Source organism: Olsenella absiana, from assembly GCF_036408855.1.
GTDB lineage: Bacteria > Actinomycetota > Coriobacteriia > Coriobacteriales > Atopobiaceae > Olsenella_K > Olsenella_K absiana.
On sequence record NZ_JAZGJQ010000003.1, the window covers coordinates 176,257 to 197,080 of the forward strand.

Below are 20,824 nucleotides of genomic sequence, written 5' to 3' on the forward strand. Positions count from 1 at the left end.
CGCACGTCCACCAGGACCCGGCCGGCAGGCGGCACCAGGGGCCACCCCGGGTCTCAAGAGGAGGCACCATGATCGACGATCGTCTCACAAAGGCAGGGATCAAGGACCGCACGGGTGCGGTCCTCATCGACGCGTCACCGGCAGTTCTCGTGGAGAAGGCGCTCTCGCGCGGGGAGGGCGTGCTCACCGACACCGGCGCCTTCGCCGTCACCACCGGCCGCTACACGGGCCGCTCCCCCAAGGACCGCTTCATCGTCGACACCGAGGACGTCCACGACAAGATCGCGTGGGGCTCCGTCAACATGCCCATCAGCGAGGACACCTACCACGCCATCAAGCGGGAGGTCTGCGACTACCTCGCCTCGCGCGACCTCTTCGTCGTCCACGGGCTCGCCGGCGCTAACCGCAGGTACGCGCGGAAGTACTTCGTCGTCTGCGAGCTCGCCAGCCAGGCGCTCTTCGTCCGCAACATGCTCGTTCGCCCCAGCCAGAAGGAGCTCGAGGACTACGGCGAGCCCGACTTCACGGTCCTGGCGGCGCCCATGCTCAAGCTCGACCCCGAGCGCTACGGCATCAACTCCGAGGCCTGCGTGATGATCAACTTCAGGGAGCGACAGATCGTCATCGCCGGCACGCAGTACTCCGGGGAGATCAAGAAGTCGATCTTCTCGACCATGAACTACCTGATGCCGGTCGAGGAGGGCGTGCTGCCCATGCACTCGAGCTGCAACATGGACCCCATGACCGGCGACACCGCCGTCTTCTTCGGGCTCTCCGGCACCGGCAAGACGACCCTCTCCGCCGACCCCAACCGCGCCCTGATCGGCGACGACGAGCACGGCTGGGCCGACGACGGCGTCTTCAACTTCGAGGGCGGCTGCTACGCCAAGGCGATCCGCATCTCCTACGTGACCGAGCCGCAGATCTACTCCGCCATCCGCTTCGGCGCGCTCGCGGAGAACGTCGTGGTCAACCCGGCCACGCGCGAGCCCGACTACTTCGACGGCTCGCTCACGGAGAACACGCGCGTCTCCTACCCGGTCGAGTACATCGACAACGCGCAGCTCCTGGGCTACGGCGGCGTCCCCAAGGTGGTCATCATGCTCACCGCAGACGCCTTCGGCGTGCTGCCGCCGATCTCGCGCCTGAGCAAGGACGCGGCCATGTACCAGTTCGTCTCGGGCTTCACGAGCAAGGTTGCGGGCACCGAGCGCGGCATCACCGAGCCCACGCCGACCTTCTCCACCCTGTTCGGCGAGCCCTTCATGCCGCTGAACCCGCTCGTCTACGCGGACATGTTCGGCGAGCGCATGGAGCGCTACGGCACGCGCGTCTACCTCATCAACACGGGCTGGACCGGCGGCCCCTACGGCACCGGCGAGCGCATCAAGCTCTCCTACACGAGGGCCATGGTCACGGCGGCGCTGACGGGCGCGGTGGAGCAGGGCCGCTTCGTCCACGACGACGTCTTCAACCTGGACGTCCCGCAGCACATCGAGGGCGTGCCGGAGCACGTGCTCAACCCGCGCGAGACCTGGGCGGACAAGGCCGCCTACGACGAGCAGGCGAGGCGCCTCGCGGCGATGTTCGAGAGGAACGCGGCCGAGAAGTACCCGGACATGGCCGAGGAGGTCCGCGCCGCCGGCCCGCACTCGGCGTAAGGGGACGAGCTGGACATGGTGCCCGAGCGCGCCGACGAGGAGTGCAGCTACGCCCTTCGGCGCGCTCGGTCCCATCGCCCACGAGTTCATGTAGGCGATGTCCCAACGGCCGGGGCGGTCTCGGCCCACGAGGGGAGGTCCCGTTGATGCACAGGATCCTGTTCGTCTGCCACGGCAACATCTGTAGGTCGACGATGGCCGAGTACGTCATGAGGGAGCTCGCCGGTCGCGCTGGCGTCCGCGAGCGCGTCCTGGTGGACTCTGCGGCGACGAGCCAGGAGGAGATCGGCAACGACGTGCATCCGGGTACCCGTCAAGTCTTGGCGCGCGAGGGCATCCCGTGCGGCCACCACCGTTCCCGGCAGATGGGTCCTGCGGACTACGAGCGCTTCGACTACCTGGTCGGCATGGACGCGGAGAACCTCGCGGGCATGTACAGGCTGCTCTCGGGCGAGAAGGGCTACGGCTGTTCGTGGGATCCCGTCTCGCCCGACCAGGCGCGCCGCTCAGATCCACTAGGCAAGGTGTCGCTGCTCATGGACTGGACCGGCACCCCTCGCGACGTTGCCGACCCCTGGTACACGGGCGACTTCAACGCCACCTTCCGAGACGTCTACGCTGGTTGCTCGGCCATGCTGCAGAGGCTGCTGAGCCAAAGTCCCGAGTAGGGAGCGTGCCGGCGACAGGACGATCTGGTCCCAACCTTTCGATGAGGAGGCCCGCCACCGTGACGGTGACGGGCCTCCTCTGCTGGAGCGGAAAGGCGTCGTGCCCTCCGCGAGCCGTCCAGTACGTGCTACTTGTCGGCCATCTGCGCCTGGACGGCGGTGATGGCCACGACGCCCACGATGTCGTCGGCGGAGCAGCCGCGGCTGAGGTCGTTCACCGGCTTGGCGATGCCCTGCAGGATGGGGCCGTAGGCCTCGGCGTCCGCGAAGCGCTGGACGAGCTTGTAGCCGATGTTGCCGGACTCGAGGTCGGGGAAGACGAGGACGTTGGCGTGGCCGGCGACCGTGGAGCCGGGGGCCTTGAGGGACGCGACCTCGGGGACGAGGGAGGCGTCAAGCTGGAGGTCGCCGTCGAGGGCGAGCTCGGGGGCCTTCTGGTGCGCGAGCTCGGTGGCCTCCTGGACCTTGGTCGGGACGTCGCCCTTCGCGGAGCCCTTGGTGGAGAAGGACAGCATGGCCACCTTGGGGTCGCTGCCCATGTAGGTCCTCCAGGACGCGGCGGAGGCGATCGCGATCTCGGAGAGCTCGTCGGCGGTGGGGTTGATGTTCAGGCCGCAGTCCGCGAAGAGCAGGGTGCCGTTCTCGCCGTACTCGGGCTTGTCGGTGCACATGATGAAGAAGGCCGAGACGAGCTTGGTGCCCGGGGCGGTCTTCAGGATCTGGAGCGCGGGGCGCAGGGTGTTTGCGGTGGAGTGGCAGGCGCCGGAGACCAGGCCGTCGGCGTCACCCATCTTGACCATCATGGTGCCGAAGTAGGTGGCGTCGTCCATCTGCTCGCGCGCCTGCTCGAGCGTGACGCCCTTCTTCTTGCGGAGCTCGGCGAACTTCTCGGCGTAGGCCTCGTGCCTGTCAGAGGTCTTGGGGTCGATGACCGTGACCCCCTCGACCTTGACCGTCTCGGGGTCGCCCAGGATGACAAGGTTCGCCAGTCCCTCCGCCACGATCTTCTCGGCAGCGGCGATGGTGCGCGGGTCCTCGCCCTCGGGGAGCACGATCGTCTTGCGGTCGGCCGTGGCGCAAGCCTTCATCCTATCCAGAAATTCGCTCATGTGAGGTCTCCTCCTCCTCGCGCCCAGGGTGCGCCGCGGCCGGTCGTCGCAGGTGCCCCTCGGGCTTCCCAACGTGCCGTACGTTGAGTATTTGGTGTAACCGGTAGTCATTATAGGGGTGCGTGCTAGAATCTGTCCGAGTTCTTGGGCACGTTCGAGCCCACCTTCCAACCGGCGAGAAACCAGAGGTCCTCAATGAGCATAGAGAGCGGGCTGCCCGCGGGATTCAATCCGAACGCGTACGATGCGATCATTGTCGGTGCGGGCTTCGCCGGTGCCGTCTGTGCTCGTCGCCTCGCCGAGGCCGTGAACTACAAGGTGTGCGTGCTCGAGCGCAGGGACCACATCGCGGGCAACGCGTACGACTACTACGACGAGGCGGGCATCCTTGTCCACAAGTACGGCCCGCACATCTACCACACGACGGACGACCGCGTGGACACCTTCCTCTCGCGCTTCACGGACTGGACGCCCTACCAGCACAAGGTGCTCGCCAACGTGCACGGCACCCTGATGCCGGTCCCCTTCAACCACGCCTCCCTCAAGCTCGCCTTCGGCGACGAGGAGGGGGAGCGCCTCTACCAGAAGCTCGTGGGCACCTTCGGCCAGGACAAGAAGGTCCCCATAATGGAGCTCCGTAAGAAGAACGACCCCGACCTCGAGCGCGTCGCGGACTACGTCTACGAGAACGTCTTCCTGCACTACACGATGAAGCAGTGGGGCAAGACGCCCGACCAGATCGACCCCGCGGTCATGGGCAGGGTCCCCGTCTTCGTCGGCAACGACGACCGCTACTTCCCGCAGGCCCCGCACCAGGGCATGCCGGCGGAGAGCTACACCAAGCTCTTCGAGCGCATGCTCGGCCACGACCTCATCGACGTCTTCCTCGACGTGGACGCGCGCGACGTCTTCGACATCACGGACACCAAGCTCTCGGTCTGTGGCAAGAGCTACGGCGGCGAGGTCATCTACACCGGCGCCCTGGACGAGCTCTTCGACTTCGACCTCGGTGCCCTGCCGTACCGCACGGTCGACATGGTCTTCGAGACGCTGGACGAGGACCAGTTCCAGCCGGTCGGCACCGTGAACTACACCGTCTCGGAGAACTTCACGCGTATCACGGAGTTCAAGAACATGACCGGTCAGGTCGTGCCGGGCAAGACCACCATCATGCGCGAGTACTCGCGCACCTACCTGCCCGGCGTCGGCGAGACCCCCTACTACGTGATCAACGAGCCAGAGAACCTCGAGCTCTACAGGAGGTACCGCGACAGGGTCGCCGGACTGCTCAACTTCCACGTGGTCGGACGCCTGGCGGAGTACCGCTACTACGACATGGACGGGGTCACGGCCTCCGCGCTCGACCTATCAGACGAGCTGATCAGCCAGCACTAGACCCGGAGCCCTCGCCGCCGCCACGTGCGGCGGCTCTTTCTTTGTGGGGTAGGCGACCTATGAACAAGACCATCACGTTCGGCATCCCGTGCTACAACTCCGCGGAGTACATGGACCACTGCATCAGCTCCATACTCGAGGGGAGCGGCTACGCCGAGGACGTCGAGATCGTCGTCGTGGACGACGGCTCCACCAAGGACGACACCCTGGCCAAGGCGCAGGGGTGGCAGGAGCGCTACCCGACCATCGTGAAGGCGGTGCACCAGGAGAACGGCGGTCACGGCATCGCCGTGCTCAAGGGCCTGGAGAACGCCGAGGGCACCTACTACAAGGTGGTCGACTCCGACGACTGGGTGGACGCGGACGCGCTGCGCCAGCTCCTCGACAAGCTCCGCGCGTTCATCGCTTACGACGTCCGCGTCGACCTAGTGATCACCAACTACGTGTACGAGCACGTGGAGGACGACACCCAGAAGGTCGTCGACTACGGCTTTGCGGTCCCCAAGAACAAGGTCATCACGTGGGACCAGATCGGGCACTTCAACCTCTCGCAGAACCTGCTCATGCACTCCCTGTGCTACCGCACGGACGTCCTGCGCGACGGCGGCGTCCCCATGCCGGCGCACACCTTCTACGTGGACAACATCTACGCCTACGTGCCGCTGCCCCGCTGCAAGACCATCTACTACCTGCCGGTCGACCTCTACCGCTACTTCATCGGCCGCGGGGACCAGAGCGTGAACGAGCAGGTCATGGTCTCCAGGATCGACCAGCAGCTCAGGATCACGCGGGTCATGATGCACGCCTACCACCTCTACGAGGACGTGCCGAGCGCGAGGCTGCGCTCCTACATGATGGGCTACTTCACCCTGATGATGGCGGTGAGCTCGGTCTTCTCGAAGCTCTCCGACAAGCCCGACGCGAAGGCGAACCTCAAGGGGCTCTGGGACGAGCTCAAGGGCTACGACCGTCGCATGTACCTGCGCGTGCGCTACGGTCTCGTGGGCATCTACAGCAACCTCCCCAAGGCAGGCGGCGAGAAGGCCACGATCATCATCTACCGCATCGCGCAGCGACTGGTGAAGTTCAACTAGAGGTCCGCGGCCGCCTTGAGGCCGTACGCCCCCCAAGCGGAGCGGGCGGCGTCGGCGATGGCGAGCTCGAGCGCGCGCGTCGCGAGGACGCCGACGACGTCGGGGGCGGCATCGACGTCGCCCGTCGCCATCACGAAGACGGTGTCGCCGTCGGAGGTCGTGTGCGTCGGCCGGATCGCGTGGGCGTAGGCGTCGGCCGACATCTGGGCGACCTTCGTGGCCTGGGCCTTGGTGAGGCGGGCGTTCGTCACCACGCAGGAGATCGTGGTGTTCGTGCGCGGCGCGGGCTGCCTCGCCGCGTTGGCGCGCTCGTTCTCCTCTGCGGTCTTCGAGAATCCCGAGCGCTCGTTGGCGTCGAGCAGGAGCTCGCAGGCGTCCGCCACGCGGGTGCCGTCGGGGGAGAGCGTGCCCGCGATCGCCTCGCCGGTGTCCGGGTCGCAGACGTTGCCGAGGGCGTTGACGGCACTCACGGCGCCGCACACGAGGTCTGCGGAGCAGAGCACGCACTCGCCGACCCCGGACTTCATGGCGCGCTCGGGCCCTGCGAGCTTGCCGACGGTACAGCCCGTGCCGGCGCCGACGCAGCCGCGCTCGAGGGGGACGCCTTGGGAGGCGAGGGCGCGCCTGGTCGCCTCGGCGCCCTCGCCGATGCCGGGACGGGAGGAGAAGTCGCCGACGGGCAGGTCGAAGAGGCAGGCCGAGGAGACGATGGGTACGACGCCCGCACCGACGTTGAGGCCGATCCCCTGGCGCTCGAGCTCCTCGGCGACGCCGCAGGAGGCGGCGAGGCCGTAGGCGCTGCCACCCGAGAGCACCACGGCGTTGAGCACCTGTACCGTCTCCTCCGGACGCAGGAGGTCCGTCTCGCGGGTGGCGGGCGAGCCGCCGCGCACGTCGACGCCTCCCGTCGCCCCCTTGGGGCAGACGATCACGGTGCAGCCGGTGCCCCCCTCGGCGAGGGTGGCGTGAGCGGCGAAGACGCCGGGGATCTGGGTGACGCTCGTGGGCGTGGGCTCTGGCATGGCTGCCGCCTTTCTGACGCGCGTGCGGGCAATTGCGGGCTGGAAACCGGGTTGGGTGCCGTGCGGGGCGGGAGGCGCGGCTGGGGCGGGCGCGTCCGCCCTCAGAGGGCGCTCGGGTCGCCCGGCTTGCGGGAGAGCAGCTCGAAGAGCAGGTCCTTCTCCGCCCCTCCGCGCGAGCGGAGAAGGGCGTCGAGCTCCCTCACGAGGCGAGCGACGGGAAGGCCCACCACGTTGCTCCAGTCTCCCTCGATGCCGGCGACGAAGAGGCCGCCCGTGCCCTGGATGCCGTAGGCGCCGGCCTTGTCCATCGGCTCGCCGCTGGCGACGTACGCCCGGATCTCCTCGTCCGTGAGGGGGTAGAAGCGCACCGAGGTCGTCTCCGTGAAGCTGGACTCGACAGGGGCTTCCACCGCGGTGCCGGGAGCCGGGAGCATGAGGCACACGCCCGTGGTGACGTGGTGGACCACTCCGGAGAGCTCGCGGAGCATGCGCACCGCCGCGTCCTCGTCGGAGGGCTTGCCGAGGACTTCGCCAGACGCGGTCCAGACGATGGTGTCGGCGGCGACGAGCGGCTCCGAGGCGCCGCAATCGCCGAGTGAGGACCAGGTCGCATGCGCCTTCTCGGTCGCGAGGCGTCGCACGAGGTCGACGGGCGCCTCGCCCACCCGCCTCGTCTCGTCGATGTCGGCGGGGCGGACCTCGAGCGAGAAGCCCGCGCGCTCGAGGAGCTGTCGCCTGCGTGGTGATGCCGATGCGAGGATCATGGGATGCTCCGTTCGAAAGAGGCGCCCCGTCTCGGTGACGGGGCGCCTCGCGTTCGCCTGGGTTCGCCCGGAGTCCCTCCGGGCTGCCCCTGCCTTTGCTGCGCTCGCGCTACTCCACGGTGATGGCGGAGACGGGGCAGTTGTCGGCGGCCTCCTGGGCCGTGTCCTCGGCGTCGGCGGGAACCTCGTCGACGATGGGCTCGGCGATGCCGGAGTCGCCGATGGCGAAGACCTCGGGGCAGGTGGACTCGCAGAGACCGCAGCCGATGCAATCCTCGGAAACAGTTGCCTTCATGTTCATTCCTCTCACTAACTCTTGGGCCCTTGCCCAAGTTCCTCTATCTTTTTACTCTTTCGCGTCCGGATGCGCTAGCCCTAAAGTCACAAAAGTGAGGCCCCTGGCGTCGTCTCTAGGCCCGCTCGAGCAGGGTCACCGTCTCGACGTGGCTGGAGAGGACAGAATGAATGTCATTTGAGTACGTCCGTTCTCGGAAACATATCCACTTCGCTTTTGGCACTATCGGTATACGGGAACATATCCAATCTCTCTCTGGAATGTATACCATACTTTTAAAAGGCAGAATAGCATTTTAACTTATGCTACCCTACCTATAACTAAACATTTACAGTTGCATGGGGCCTATTGTTTTTAGCCGTTAAATATTTATAACTATTAAATAGCGATACAAATTGTTCGAAACTAATATTGTTTATATCATATATTCTCGCATGTTTTAAAGCTTTATTAAATTGATTTTTTGTAAACAGTTTTTCATACTCTTTGTTAACCCATTTCATTACAAAAGTTTCATATTTTTTTCTCTCTTTAAATGCCATTTTTGCTGGCTTTCTTTTTAATACAATTAATGCGCTATCCACTTTAGGTTTTGGATGGAAATAATACCTAGGAATTTTTGCTAATATAGAAATATCTACCTCTGCCATTAACAGCAATGCTAGTGATCTGTTTGTATCTAATAACCTTTTAGCAAAACCATATTCCACTATTAAATAACTTATTGTGGCTGAACTTTCAAAAACAATTTTTCGAATTATATTTGTGCTTATGTTGTAAGGTATGTTGCCAAATATTTTATATGGATTGTGGCTAGGAAATGTAAATTTCAGTATATCATCATTTACTATTTGATAGTTAGGATAATTTAAGAGCTTATTACGAGTTACCTCACATAATTTAGAATCAATTTCTATCGCCGTAACAAAATTACATCTCTTTACCAATTCAGCAGTAAAATGACCTTTCCCTGCACCTATTTCAAAGATGTTATCTTTTTCATCTAAACTTATGCAATTCATTATTTTTTCTATGTGATATTTTGAAGTAATAAAATTTTGACTATCTTTTATATTTACTTTGTTCATTATAACCTCTCCTTAATCGTTTGTGAAATATCTTTCCTTCCTATATAAAATATCAAGCGTAAAATCATCGTTAACTAAAACTGCATTAAAGAAGTTGATAATTTGCTTTTTATCACCTTTAGCATACATGGATTTCATTTCATCCACTGACTCATGATTCTTCCTCTGTTGTTCCTCAAATTGAGCACGCATTCTGTTAACTCTTTTTTGATGATACTGCTCATATTCTTGCTGCAACACCTTCGCTTCTTTGCGTTTCTCTTCTAATTCTCTTTTTGCCTTATCGGAGAAGATTGATTTACATTTCAACCAGAATGTTACCTTTGAATCCTTCTCAGCATCACGTTTGCTCGTATCTCTTGGTTCTTTAAACTTACTCCAATCTTTAAGACTCTCGTAGTACTCCTCTGCATTAAGAATGCAAAGGTCATCGACATGGAGTCTTCTATAATAATTTCTCTGTATTCTTAATTTTTCATTTTGTTCCGATACAATTTCATCGTGATTTCTGTCATCCATGTCCTGACACCTCCTGTTATCTATTCCACTGCCAAGTCTGCCCCTTAGTATCGAGTGGCTTGAACTGCGGTCAGTCTTGTTATCTATATCACTGCCACAACCTATGACATCTAATCCACAGCGTAAACCCTACCACTCATTTTCCGGCCCTCTGAAAATTTGCTTAATGGATATGTTTCCATATAAGAAAACCGAGCTTTTCGCAAGGCTCCTCTGATGATGCTCACCTCGCAAAAAGCCCGGAAATACGCCACTTTTTGGCTCTTATTTATCTTTTCTTGACAGCAAACAGACCGTCTCCACATGGAAGGTCTGGGGAAAGAGGTCGACGGGCGTGACGGAGAGGGGCCGAAAGGCTCCCTCGGCGCGGAACCGCGCGAGGTCGCGCGCGAGCGTGGCCGGGTCGCAGCTGACGTATGCGATTGCGCGCGCGGGCTGCGCCGAGAGCTTCTGCACGACGTCGGCCGCGAGCCCCGCCCGCGGCGGGTCGACGACAATCACGTCCGCGTCGGTGTCCGGGAACTCGAGGCCGGCGTCGCCGCCGATGGGGTCGGCGTTGCCGATGCCCGCCCGCTCGAGGTTGCGCCTGAGGTCGCGGACGGCGGGGCCGTACGACTCGACGGCGGAGACGTAGCCGCAGCGCCTGGCGAGCGGCAGCGTGAAGGTGCCCGCCCCACAGTAGAGGTCCATGGCCTCGTCGTCGGGAGTGGGGCTCAGCCCTTCGAGGACGAGCTCCTGAAGCCGCTCGGCCCCGGTGGTGTTGACCTGGAAGAACGAGGGGGCCGAGACGCGCATGGTCTCGCCGCCGATCCACTCCTTCCAGTGCCCCTTGCCCGAGAGAACCTCGAGGCCCGCGATCTTGCGCGCCTTGCTCGCGCCCTTGGTCATGACGCGCACGACGGAGGTCGCCTTGACGGCGTCGCCCACTATCTTGGCGGCGCGGGCGCGGGGGAAGGCCTCCGGCCTCGTCCACAACGCGACCTCGACGTCGCCGGTGCGCTCGGAGACCCTGAGGCCGATGCGCTCGAAGCTCAGCCGGTCGGAGTTGGCGAGGTAGGTGAGGGCGCCGGAGACCGACTTGACGAGGGCCTGGTTCTTGCCGGAGAGCAGCGGGCACTTGGGGACCTTGACGACGCTCGTGCCGTCCGTCCCGTGCATGCCTATGATGGAGCGCCTCCCGTTGCGCGCGAACGCGAGCTCTATCTTGTTGCGGTAGCCCCAGGGCGCCGAGGGGGCCTCGCAGGGAGCGACGAGGCCCTCCGCCTCGTCGGGGTCGAAGCGCCCGATCCGGACGAGGGAGTCCACGACGGACGCGCGCTTCGAGGAGAGCTGCAGGGGGCGGGAGAGGCTCGCCCAAGGGCAGCCGCCGCAGGCGCCCGCGAGCGGGCAGGCCGGGCGCACCCGGTCGGGCGAGGGCTCGAGCACGCTCTCCACCCTGGCCCTGAGGAAGGTCCCCGCGTCCTGCGTGACGCGTGCGTCGACGAGGTCGCCCGGGACGCCCCCGCTCACGAAGACGGTCTCGCCGTCGTCGGTACGCGCGATGGCGTCCGCGCCGTAGGCCATCCGCTCGACCCTCAGCCTCAGGGCCTTTCCTCCGGTAACACCCATGCTTCCCCCTAAGGAGCGAGGCCAGAGGGCGTCCCTCTGGCCTCGTCGTCAAACACTGCCAGTCACTTGAGTATAGACGTAGCGGGGACGGGCGGGGGAGGCGGGTGCTCCACCGCCCGGTCTCGCCCTGCCTGTCGCTAGTCCTTGCGACCCCCACCGAACAGCATCTTAAGGCCCATGCCGATGAGGTGCAGCGCCGTCGTCGTGCGACTCGCGCCCTCGGGCGCCTCGGGCCCGACGCCTGCGCCGGTGCCAGCAGGGGCGGCCTCGCGGCCCGCCTCGGCTCCGTCGAGGTCCGGTGCCACCCCCGACGCCACACGCCCGGTCGTGGTGCCGTCCAGGGAGGGAGGCTCGACTTTGGGTTGAGGGTTCTTCTCGGCGGGCTCCATACCCTCGACCTCAGCTTGAGGCTCAATCTTGGAGCCTTCCGTAGAGCGCGTGTCGTCGCTGGTCGGAGTGAGGGGCTGCGCCTCGGGCGCGGGCGTTCCCGGAAGGTTCTCGGCGTCTGCGCGAGGCATCTCCTCCGTCCACCCGCGGACGTCGGGGAAGGGCGCCTTCGGGAGGGTCGAGACGGGGGCGTCGTGGTCGTCGTCGTAGGTGCCGATGCCGGGCAGCGACAGGAGGCGGTCCGTGACGCTGCGCGAGAGCTTGGGGGTGATGGTGCCGGAGGGCGTGAGGATGCTCACGTCGGACTTGCGGGCGCGCAGGTACGCGAGCTGCATCAGCGCCTCCTGGCAGACGACCCTCGGCTCGCCGGGCTCGGCGTCGAGCTTCCTCCAGGTGCCCTCGCTCGTGAGCTGGCGCGCCTTCACGTTGTCGGCGAGCTGGAAGTTCATGTACTGGATCACGAGCTCGCGGCAGGTCCTGTCGAGCACCGGGTAGGCGATCTCGACGCGACGCTCGGTGTTGCGGGTCATCATGTCGGCGGACGAGAGGTAGACGGTGTCGACGTCGACGCCGAAGGCGTAGACGCGGGCGTGCTCGAGGAAGCGGCCGGCTATCTCCCTCACGACGAGCCCCTCGGTCTTGCCGGGGACGTCCGCCTTGATGCAGCAGATGCCGCGCACGATCATGATCACGTGGACGCCCGCCTGGCAGGCCTCGGCGATCTTGTCGATGACGTCGCGGTCGGTGAGCGAGTTCATCTTCATGAAGACCTGCGCGGGCAGGCCCTCGCGCGCGTGGCGGATCTCCCTGTTGAGGCCCCTGAGGACGAGGGGCTTCAGGCCGACGGGGGCGACGCCGAGGTACTTGTAGGTGCCGCGCAGGTTGCCGACGCCGAGGTTGCGGAAGAAGGAGTTGCCGTCCTCGGCGATGCCCTCGTGGGCGGTGAGCAGCATGAAGTCCGAGTAGAGCTTGGCGGTCTTCTCGTTGAAGTTGCCGGTGCCCAGGCAGGTGATCCGCTTTATGCTGCCGCCGTTGTGGTAGGTGATCTGGCAGATCTTGGAGTGTACCTTGTATCCCTCCTGGCCGTAGATGACCGTGCAGCCCGCGTTCTCGAGGCGCTCCGCCCAGGCGATGTTGTTCGCCTCGTCGAAGCGGGCGCGCAGCTCCATGAGGACGGTGACGTCCTTGCCGTTCTCGACCGCCGAGATGAGGCTCTCGCAGAGGCGCGACTGCTTGGCCACGCGGTAGAGGGTGATCTTGATGGAGATGCAGTCGTCGTCGTTGGCGGCCTGGCGCAGGAGCTCGAGCAGCGGGTCCATCGACTCGTAGGGGTAGAAGAGAAGGACGTCGTGGTCCTCGACCTGGGGCCGCAGGGGCCTCGCCATGTCGACCATGGGCGAGATCTGCGGGACGAACGGCTCGTAGACGAGCCTGCTGTGCACCTCGTCGGGGATCTTGCCCTCGAGTCCGTAGATAAAGCCTAGGTCGAGCGGGATGCGGACCCTCGAGACGCGCTCCTTGGTGAGCCCCAGCTCGCGGATGATGGAGGCCTCGAGCTTGCGGTCGAGCTCGCCGCGGATCTCGAGGCGGATCGGCTGGAGGCGCTGGCGCTTCTTGAGTACCTTCTTCATGTGGAGGCGGTAGTCCTCCTCCTCCTCGACGCCCTCGCCGTCGGGGTCGATGTCGGCGTTTCGCGTGACGCGGATGACCGCGTGGTTGCGCGGCACGTAGCCGCCGAAGCAGTCGGAGAGCTTGTAGGCGATTACGTCCTCGAGCAGGGTGTAGCGGTAGAGTTTGGTGGTGGAGGGCAGCTCGACCACGCGCGGCAGCGAGGGCGGCACCTCGACGATGCCGAGCACGCCGCGCTCGTCGGCGCCGTCGAGGGTGCAGGCGACGTACTGGTAGGAGTTGCGCAGGTTGGGGAAGGGGTGGCGCGGGTCGATGATCAGGGGCGAGTTGATGGGCGCGACGAAGCTCGCGTAGTAGCTCTCGACGGCCTCGACGTCGTCCTCGAGGTAGTCTCCGGGCGCGACGTAGGAGAGGCCGTTGGCCGAGAGCTCGGAGGTGACCTTCTCCCAGGCGGAGGCCTGGCGCTCGAGCAGGCCTGGCAGGATCGAGAAGACCGTCTCGAGCTGCTCCGAGGGGGTCTGGTCGGACTTGTTGTCGCGCGGCTGGTGCTTGAGCCGGGCGAGGTCGGACAGGCCGCCGACGCGGATCATGAACCACTCGTCGAGGTTCGAGCCGAAGATCTCGACGAACTTGAGCCGCTCGAAGAGGGGGACGGTGGGGTCGAGGGCCTCGTCCAGGATGCGGTCGTCGAAGTTGAGCCAGCTCACCTCGCGGTTCTGCGTGTAGGAGAAGTCGCGCCCGGAGCCGTGGTCCGCGGCGGCGGGCTGGTCGTCGCCGGCGTCGCGCAAGGTGGCGTCCTGCTGGTCGGGCTTGTCGCTCTTCTTGCTCATATGCGCTCCTGACTCTGCTCGCCCCTTTGGGGGCCGGCCCTCGGGGACTGTTGCCGCTTCGCTTCGCGTGAGGTGTCCCCGGACGCTCGGGCGGGGGACACGTGACTCAAACTATAGGTAATGGAGAACTGCACTTTGATAAGACTTCCGTAAGCACCCGCCCTCCCGTCCGTCGAGTGGAGCTCCGCTCGTTACGTGCTCTTGACCAGAACGGCGTTCTGGGCGTCCGCGGGCTCCGCCGGGCATAGAATGGCAGCTTCACGGCACCGAAACACGACCGCCGAAAGGAGCCCCAGATGACCGTCAACCTCTCTGGCCGCAGCTTCCTCAAGCTGCTCGACTTCACGCCGGAGGAGATAGAGTACCTCCTCGACCTCTCCGCGGAGTTCAAGCGTCTCAAGAAGGCCAGGACGCCGCACCGCCTGCTCGAGGGGAGGAACGTCGCGCTCATCTTCGAGAAGACGTCCACGCGGACGCGCAGCTCCTTCGAGGTGGCCGCGCACGACCTGGGGATGGGCGCCGTCTACATCGGTCCGGGCTCGTCGCAGCTGGGCACAAAGGAGTCCGTGGAGGACACCGCAAAGGTCATGGGCCGAATGTACGACGGCATCGAGTACCGCGGGTTCGGCCAGGAGGTCGTGGAGGAGCTCGCCGCCAACGCCGGCGTGCCCGTCTGGAACGGCCTCACCACCGAGTTCCACCCGACCCAGATGCTCGCCGACGTCCTGACCGCCCGCGAGGTCTTCGGCCGCGACCTCAAGGGGCGCAAGCTCACGTTCTTCGGTGACGCCGGAAACAACGTGGGCAACTCGCTCATGGTGGTCTGCGCCAAGCTCGGCATCGACTTCTGCGCCTGCGGGCCAAAGAGGCAGATGCCGGACGACGAGCTCGTCGCCACCTGCCGGGCCATAGCCGAGGGTAGCGGCTCCACGATCACCCTCACGGAGGACGTGGAGGAGGGCGCCCGCGACGCGAGCGTGCTCTACACGGACATCTGGGTCTCGATGGGTGAGCCGGCCGAGCTCTGGGAGGAGCGCATCTCCCTCCTCGAGCCCTATCGCGTCACCGCGGACGTGATGGCGCAGGCGCGCCCCGACGCCATCTTCCTGCACTGCCTGCCGAGCTTCCACGACACCAAGACCACCGTGGGCGCCCAGATAGCCGAGAGGTTCGGCGTGCGGGAGATGGAGGTCTCCGACGAGGTCTTCCGGAGCGAGCGCAGCCACGTGTTCGACGAGGCGGAGAACCGCATGCACACCATCAAGGCCGTCATGTACGCGACGCTCAAGAACCCCGAGGAGTAGGGAGGGGAACGTGAAGCTGAGCGGATCAGACATCGTCGTGAGGACCCTGGTGGAGCAGGGCGTGGACGTCGTCTTCGGCTACCCGGGCGGGACGGTCATCGACATCTACGACTCGCTCTACAAGTACTCCGACGAGCTGAGGCACGTCCTGGTGGCGCACGAGCAGGGGGCCGCCCATGCGGCCGACGGCTACGCGCGCGCAACGGGCAGGCCCGGCGTGTGCATCGCGACCTCCGGGCCCGGCGCGACCAACCTCGTCACGGGCATCGCGACCTCCTTCCTCGACTCGACGCCCCTGGTCGCCATCACCGGCAACGTGCCGTGGTCGCAGATCGGCACAGACTCCTTCCAGGAGATCGACATCACGGGCATCACGCTGCCCGTGACCAAGCACAACTACTTCATCGGAGACGTCCGCGACATCGCCCCGACCCTGCGCGAGGCCTTCCGCCTCGCGCGCTCCGGCCGGCCCGGGCCCGTGCTCGTCGACATCGCGAAGGACGCCCAGCGCGCCACGTGCGACTTCGAGCCCCTGGAGGCCCCCGTCGAGCCCGACCCGGTGGCCCCCTACGAGGGCGACCTCCTGCCGGAGGTCGCGATGTGCATCAACAAGTCGAGCCGCCCCTACGTCTACTGCGGCGGCGGCACGATCGCGTCGGGCGCCGAGGAGCAGGTCGCGCGTCTCGCGGACGTCATCGACGCGCCCATCGCCACCTCGCTCATGGGCGTCTCTGCCATAAGCTCCGACAACCCGCGGCTCCTCGGCATGGAGGGCATGCACGGCCACTACGCCGCCACGAAGGCGATGGCGGCAGCGGACTGCATCATCGCCCTCGGCGTCCGCTTCAACGACCGCTCGACGGGCGACCGTCACAGCTTCGCCCAGGGAACGCGCATCGTCCACATCGACATCGACGAGTCGGAGCTCTCCAAGAACATCCCGGACACCTACGACCTCAAGGGCGACCTCGCGCTCACGCTCGACCGCCTCATCCCGCTCCTCGAGGAGACGACCCACCCAGACTGGGACGCGACCATAGCCTCGCTCAGGGAGGAGGAGCGCGCCTGCGAGGACGCGCGGGAGGGCCTCACGCCCGCCAACGTCATGCGCGAGCTCGACCGTCGCCTCACGCCCGACGTCCCCGTGGTGACCGACGTCGGCCAGCACCAGATGTGGGCGAGCCAGATGCTGACCTTCAGGCGCCCGCGCTCCTTCATCACGAGCGGCGGGCTCGGCACGATGGGGTTCGGGCTGGGAGCGGCCATCGGCGCCTCGCTCGGCACGCACGACCGCGTGGTCCTCGTGATCGGCGACGGAGGCTTCGGCATGTGCATGACCGAGCTCGCCACGGCCGTGACCAACCGGGTGCCCGTCACCATCCTGCTGCTCAACAACGGGGTGCTCGGCATGGTCCGCCAGCAGCAGCGCTTCATCTGCGACGGGCGCTACTCCAACACCGACCTCGACCGGAGGACGGACTTCGTCGCCGTCGCCCGGGGCTTCGGCGCCGAGGCAGAGCGCGTCTCCTCCGTGGAGGAGCTGGGGCGCGCGCTCGGGCGCGCCCTCGCCGCCGAGGGCCCCTACCTGGTGGAGTGTCCCATCGACAAGGACGAGCTCGTGCTGCCCATGATGCTGCCCGGCGGCACCCTCGACAACCTCATCACGAGGGGGGATGAGTAGATGCAGAGATACACCCTCGCCATCCTCGTCAAGAACGAGTTCGGCGTGCTCAACCGCGTCACGAGCATGTTCAGGCGCCGCATGTTCAACATCAGCTGCCTCACCGTGAGCGAGACCGAGTCGCCGCGCTTCTCGCGCATCACCGTGATCTTCGACGGCGAGGACCAGGCCAAGCGCCAGCTGGTCAGCCAGCTGCACAAGCTGCCCGACATCGTCGGGGTGAAGGAGTTCGAGAAGGGCGCGTCCGTCTCGAGCGAGCTCATGCTGATCAAGATGGACTACGACGCGGCGGACCGCCATGCCGTGCTCGACCTCGTGGACGCCTTCGACGCCAAGATCCTCGACTACACGCGCGACGCGGTCGTCATCCAGGTGACGGGCGACACGCCGAAGATCGACGCCTTCATCGACCTCATGCGCGACTACCGAATCCTCGAGATCTGCCGTACCGGCGTGGTGTCGCTCGAGCGCGGCGCTACGGTAATGCGCAAGGTTACCAAGCTGTAAGAGGCGTGTTTCATCGGCGGCTCCATCGGCGAGCTGCGCATACCATACGGTGACCGCGAAACCCGCGGTGCCACACCTTCCGAAAGGAGATTCGCAAGATGGCCTTCAAGATGTACCACGAACAGGACTGCGACATCAGCAAGCTGGACGGCAAGCACGTCGCCATCATCGGCTACGGCTCGCAGGGCCACGCGCACGCCCTCAACCTGAGGGACTCCGGCGTCGAGGTCAAGGTCGGCCTGCGCGAGGGCTCCAAGTCCGCCGAGAAGGCCCGAAAGCAGGGCATCGAGGTCGTCTCCAACGCCGAGGCCGCCAAGTGGGCCGACATCATCATGATCCTCATCAACGATGAGTACCAGGCCGCCATGTACAAGAAGGACATCGAGCCGAACCTGACGCCCGGCAAGACCATCGCCTTTGCCCACGGCTTCAACATCCACTACGGCTGCATCGAGGTCCGTCCGGACTGCAACGTCATCATGGTCGCCCCCAAGGCTCCCGGCCACACCGTGCGCTCGACCTACCTCGAGGGCAAGGGCACCCCGTGCCTCGTCTGCGCCCACCAGGACGCCACCGGCGACGCCTTCGACCTTGCGCTCGCCTATGGCGCCGCCCTCGGCGGAGCCCGCGCGGCCCTTCTCGAGACCGACTTCAAGACCGAGACCGAGACCGACCTCTTCGGCGAGCAGAACGTGCTCTGCGGCGGCGTTACCGACCTCATGGAGGCGGGCTTCAACACGCTGGTCGAGGCTGGCTACGACCCGCGTAACGCCTACTTCGAGTGCATCCACGAGATGAAGCTGATTGTCGACCTCATCTACGAGAGCGGCTTCGCGGGCATGCGCTCCTCCATCTCCAACACCGCTGAGTACGGCGACTACACCGCTGGCCCCAACGTCATCACCGAGGCCGCCAAGGAGGGCATGCGCCACAACCTCAAGCGCATCCAGAACGGCGAGTTCGCCAAGGAGTTCCTGCTCGACATGTCCGACGAGACGCACCAGGTCCACTTCAAGGCCATGCGTCGCCAGCAGGCCGAGAGCCTGATGGAGCAGACCGGCAAGAAGATCCGTGCGCTCTACTCCTGGAACGACGAGGACAAGCTCCTCAACAACTAGGCTCGAGCCTTACCGAGAAGGGCGCGCCTTGGGCGGCTCCTCCACATGGGAGGGGCCGCCTTTCCGTCTGCCGGCGGCCTCTGTCGTCTGGGGACGCGTCTGCGCGTGAACTCCCATTGCAACCACTTTGTTACGACAGGGGCCGGGCTGGCGGGCCGGGCCGGCCGGTGTGGGAACATCTTGCATCGTTAGCAGCAAGGGACCTCGAAGGAGGAGAGATGGCAGGGACCATAGCTGGGGCATCCGCACCTGTCCCCTCCGTCGAGATTCTAATTGAGAGCTAGTTGCAACGTCCTTCTCCGAAGGGGTTGCAACGTATGGGTCTTCGCCGCAGGCGGGGACTCTTTTTATTAGGCATCAGCCGCGCCGTCCGCGGTTGGGAGCAGGGGGGAGCGATTCTATGGAGCTGCAGCTGACGGGAGCCCAGATCCTTCTGGAGTGCCTCAAGGAGCAGGGCGTGGACACGGTCTTCGGCTATCCTGGCGGGACGATCCTGGACGTCTATGACGCCCTCTACCAGACGAGCGGCATCAGCCACTACCTCGTGAGCCACGAGCAGGGAGCGGCGCATGCGGCGGACGGCTACGCGCGCTCGACGGGCCGCGTGGGCGTGTGCTTCGCGACCTCCGGCCCCGGCGCCACGAACCTCACCACCGGTATCGCGACCGCCATGGCGGACAGCTCGCCCATCGTCGCGATCAGCTGCAACGTCACCTCCCAACTCCTCGGCAAGAACTCCTTCCAGGAGGTGGACAGCACCGCGGTCATGCGCCCCATCACGAAGTGGACCCACCAGGTGACGGACGTGGCCGAGCTCGCCGACGTCGTGCGCGCCGCGTTCCTGGTCGCGCGCTCGGGGCGCCCGGGCCCGGTGTTCCTGGACATCACCAAGGACGTCACCCAGACCATGACGTCCTACGCGCCCGTCCACCTCTCCGAGCACCTCGCGCGCCTCGAGCCGGGCCTCCTGCCCGAGGGGCTGCGCGCCTCGCTCGAGCCGCCCGTTGTCGACGAGGGGGCGGTGGACGAGGTGGCGAGGCTCGTGCTCTCCTCGAAGCGCCCGATGATCATCTGCGGCGGCGGCGTGGTGCGCAGCAGGGCCAACGGCGAGCTCAACCGCTTCGCGAACCTCATCGACGCGCCCGTGGCCATCACGGTGATGGGCGGCGGCGGGTTCAGGGGCCGCGACCCGCTGACCACCGGTATGATCGGCATGCACGGGTCCCAGGCCTCGAACATGGCCGTGGACAACTGCGACCTGCTGCTTGCGCTCGGCTGCAGGTTCTCCGACCGCATCGCGCTCCAGCCCGACACCTTCGCCGCGAAGGCGAAGGTCGTGCAGATCGACATCGACCCGAGGGAGGTCGGAAAGAACGTCCACTGCGAGCAGGCGATCCTGGGCGACGTGCGCCAGGTGCTCCAGCTCCTGCTCCAGAGGCTCGAGCCCGAGGGGCAGCTCGACCACTCCGATTGGAAGGAGTTCGTCTTCTCCTACCCGACGGAGACGGTCTACGACGAGGAGGAGGGTCACCTCACGCCCAAGCAGGTCGACAGCGTGGTCGCGCGCCTGTGCCCGCAGGACACCATCGTCTCGACCGACGTCGGCCAGCACCAGATGTGGGCCATCCAGCACTTCCACTACGACTACCCCGGCCAGCTGATCACCTCGGGCGGCTTCGGGACCATGGGCTTCGGCCTCGGCGCGGCCATCGGCGCGCAGGTGGGCAACCCCACCAAGCGCGTGATCCACGTCACGGGCGACGGCTCGTTCCGCATGAACTGCATCGAGCTCGCAACCGAGGAGCACTACAAGCTGCCCATCATCACCATCATCTACGACAACGAGGTGCTGGGCATGGTGCACCAGTGGCAGACGCTGATCTACAACGGGCACTACTCGCAGACGAACCTGGACCGCCCGCCCTCGTGGCCGGACCTCGCACGCGCCTACGGACTGGACGGCAGGCGCGTCTCGACCGTGGCGGACTTCGAGGACGCGCTGCGGGAGGCCCTCGACTGCGGGCACGGCTATGTGATCGACGTGGTGCTCGACCGAGACGAGATGGTGCGCCCCATGGTGCCCGGCGGCCAGCACATCACCAACTTCCTGGCGGTCTGATCCGGACCCTAGAAACGGCGGCTTCC

The 20,824-nt window shown here is 64.8% G+C and carries 16 protein-coding genes and 1 pseudogene; 9 read left to right on the forward strand and 8 right to left on the reverse strand.

Translation table 11 applies throughout. The annotated features are described in order from the left end of the window. The first annotated feature begins 68 nt into the window (after positions 1-68). Both pckA and VXJ25_RS04225 read left to right on the forward strand, forming a co-directional pair. On the forward strand, positions 69-1,661 hold the full coding sequence (gene pckA / locus VXJ25_RS04220; protein ID WP_330957966.1) for a phosphoenolpyruvate carboxykinase (ATP): 1,593 nt from the start codon (positions 69-71) through the stop codon (positions 1,659-1,661). A gap of 146 nt (positions 1,662-1,807) precedes the next feature. After that, entirely contained in the window at positions 1,808-2,329 is a 522-nt protein-coding gene (locus tag VXJ25_RS04225; RefSeq protein WP_330958093.1) for a low molecular weight protein-tyrosine-phosphatase, read from the forward strand. A 128-nt stretch (positions 2,330-2,457) separates the two neighbouring features. Here VXJ25_RS04225 and pta read toward each other — a convergent pair whose 3' ends face one another. Further along, complete coding sequence (gene pta, locus VXJ25_RS04230) at positions 2,458-3,438, reverse strand: phosphate acetyltransferase (protein WP_330957967.1); 981 nt, start codon at positions 3,436-3,438, stop codon at positions 2,458-2,460. Between the two features lie 195 nt (positions 3,439-3,633). On the opposite strand from pta, the gene glf reads away from it, so the two are divergent. Together glf and VXJ25_RS04240 are read left to right on the forward strand one after the other, a co-directional pair. Next, positions 3,634-4,833 carry a UDP-galactopyranose mutase gene (gene glf, locus VXJ25_RS04235; RefSeq protein WP_330957968.1) on the forward strand — a complete coding sequence of 400 codons (1,200 nt, stop codon included), beginning with the start codon at positions 3,634-3,636 and terminating at the stop codon, positions 4,831-4,833. Between the two features lie 59 nt (positions 4,834-4,892). Beyond that, positions 4,893-5,927 (forward strand): glycosyltransferase family 2 protein, encoded by a 1,035-nt coding sequence (locus VXJ25_RS04240; protein ID WP_330957969.1) that lies wholly within the window; start codon positions 4,893-4,895, stop codon positions 5,925-5,927. Here VXJ25_RS04240 and VXJ25_RS04245 read toward each other — a convergent pair. The 7 genes from VXJ25_RS04245 to ppk1 all read right to left on the reverse strand — a co-directional run bounded on the left by VXJ25_RS04245 (position 5,924) and on the right by ppk1 (position 14,069). After that, positions 5,924-6,949 (reverse strand): P1 family peptidase, encoded by a 1,026-nt coding sequence (locus VXJ25_RS04245; RefSeq protein WP_330957970.1) that lies wholly within the window; start codon positions 6,947-6,949, stop codon positions 5,924-5,926. The genes VXJ25_RS04240 and VXJ25_RS04245 overlap by 4 nt on opposite strands. A gap of 101 nt (positions 6,950-7,050) precedes the next feature. Further along, a complete protein-coding gene (locus tag VXJ25_RS04250; RefSeq protein WP_330957971.1) occupies positions 7,051-7,713 on the reverse strand; it encodes a Maf family protein in 663 nt (220 codons plus the stop codon). Positions 7,714-7,822: 109 nt separating this feature from the next. Further along, entirely contained in the window at positions 7,823-8,008 is a 186-nt protein-coding gene (locus VXJ25_RS04255) for a ferredoxin (protein WP_330957972.1), read from the reverse strand. Positions 8,009-8,328: 320 nt separating this feature from the next. Next, entirely contained in the window at positions 8,329-9,096 is a 768-nt protein-coding gene (gene erm(G) / locus VXJ25_RS04260; RefSeq protein ID WP_330957973.1) for a 23S rRNA (adenine(2058)-N(6))-methyltransferase Erm(G), read from the reverse strand. 12 nt (positions 9,097-9,108) lie between these two features. Beyond that, positions 9,109-9,615: a hypothetical protein gene (locus tag VXJ25_RS04265; RefSeq protein WP_330957974.1), complete on the reverse strand. Its 507-nt coding sequence runs from the start codon at positions 9,613-9,615 to the stop codon at positions 9,109-9,111. A 264-nt stretch (positions 9,616-9,879) separates the two neighbouring features. Then, positions 9,880-11,223 carry a 23S rRNA (uracil(1939)-C(5))-methyltransferase RlmD gene (gene rlmD, locus VXJ25_RS04270; RefSeq protein ID WP_330957975.1) on the reverse strand — a complete coding sequence of 448 codons (1,344 nt, stop codon included), beginning with the start codon at positions 11,221-11,223 and terminating at the stop codon, positions 9,880-9,882. A gap of 137 nt (positions 11,224-11,360) precedes the next feature. After that, complete coding sequence (ppk1, locus tag VXJ25_RS04275) at positions 11,361-14,069, reverse strand: polyphosphate kinase 1 (RefSeq protein WP_330957976.1); 2,709 nt, start codon at positions 14,067-14,069, stop codon at positions 11,361-11,363. Between the two features lie 296 nt (positions 14,070-14,365). Here ppk1 and argF point away from each other — a divergent pair, with 296 nt between their 5' ends. The 5 genes and pseudogenes from argF to ilvB (VXJ25_RS04300) all read left to right on the forward strand — a co-directional run bounded on the left by argF (position 14,366) and on the right by ilvB (VXJ25_RS04300) (position 20,798). Next, on the forward strand, positions 14,366-15,373 hold the full coding sequence (argF, locus tag VXJ25_RS04280) for an ornithine carbamoyltransferase (RefSeq protein WP_330957977.1): 1,008 nt from the start codon (positions 14,366-14,368) through the stop codon (positions 15,371-15,373). A 10-nt stretch (positions 15,374-15,383) separates the two neighbouring features. Then, positions 15,384-17,054 (forward strand): biosynthetic-type acetolactate synthase large subunit, encoded by a 1,671-nt coding sequence (ilvB, locus tag VXJ25_RS04285; RefSeq protein ID WP_330957978.1) that lies wholly within the window; start codon positions 15,384-15,386, stop codon positions 17,052-17,054. Further along, positions 17,055-17,561, forward strand: a complete 507-nt coding sequence (ilvN, locus tag VXJ25_RS04290) for an acetolactate synthase small subunit (RefSeq protein WP_330957979.1) — start codon at positions 17,055-17,057, stop codon at positions 17,559-17,561. A gap of 86 nt (positions 17,562-17,647) precedes the next feature. After that, positions 17,648-18,679 (forward strand): annotated as a pseudogene (gene ilvC / locus VXJ25_RS04295) (ketol-acid reductoisomerase); the annotation flags it as partial. Positions 18,680-19,079: 400 nt separating this feature from the next. Then, the gene (ilvB, locus tag VXJ25_RS04300; protein WP_330957980.1) at positions 19,080-20,798 is read left to right on the forward strand and encodes a biosynthetic-type acetolactate synthase large subunit; all 1,719 of its coding nucleotides are present in this window, start codon (positions 19,080-19,082) and stop codon (positions 20,796-20,798) included. The last annotated feature ends 26 nt before the right edge of the window (positions 20,799-20,824 follow it).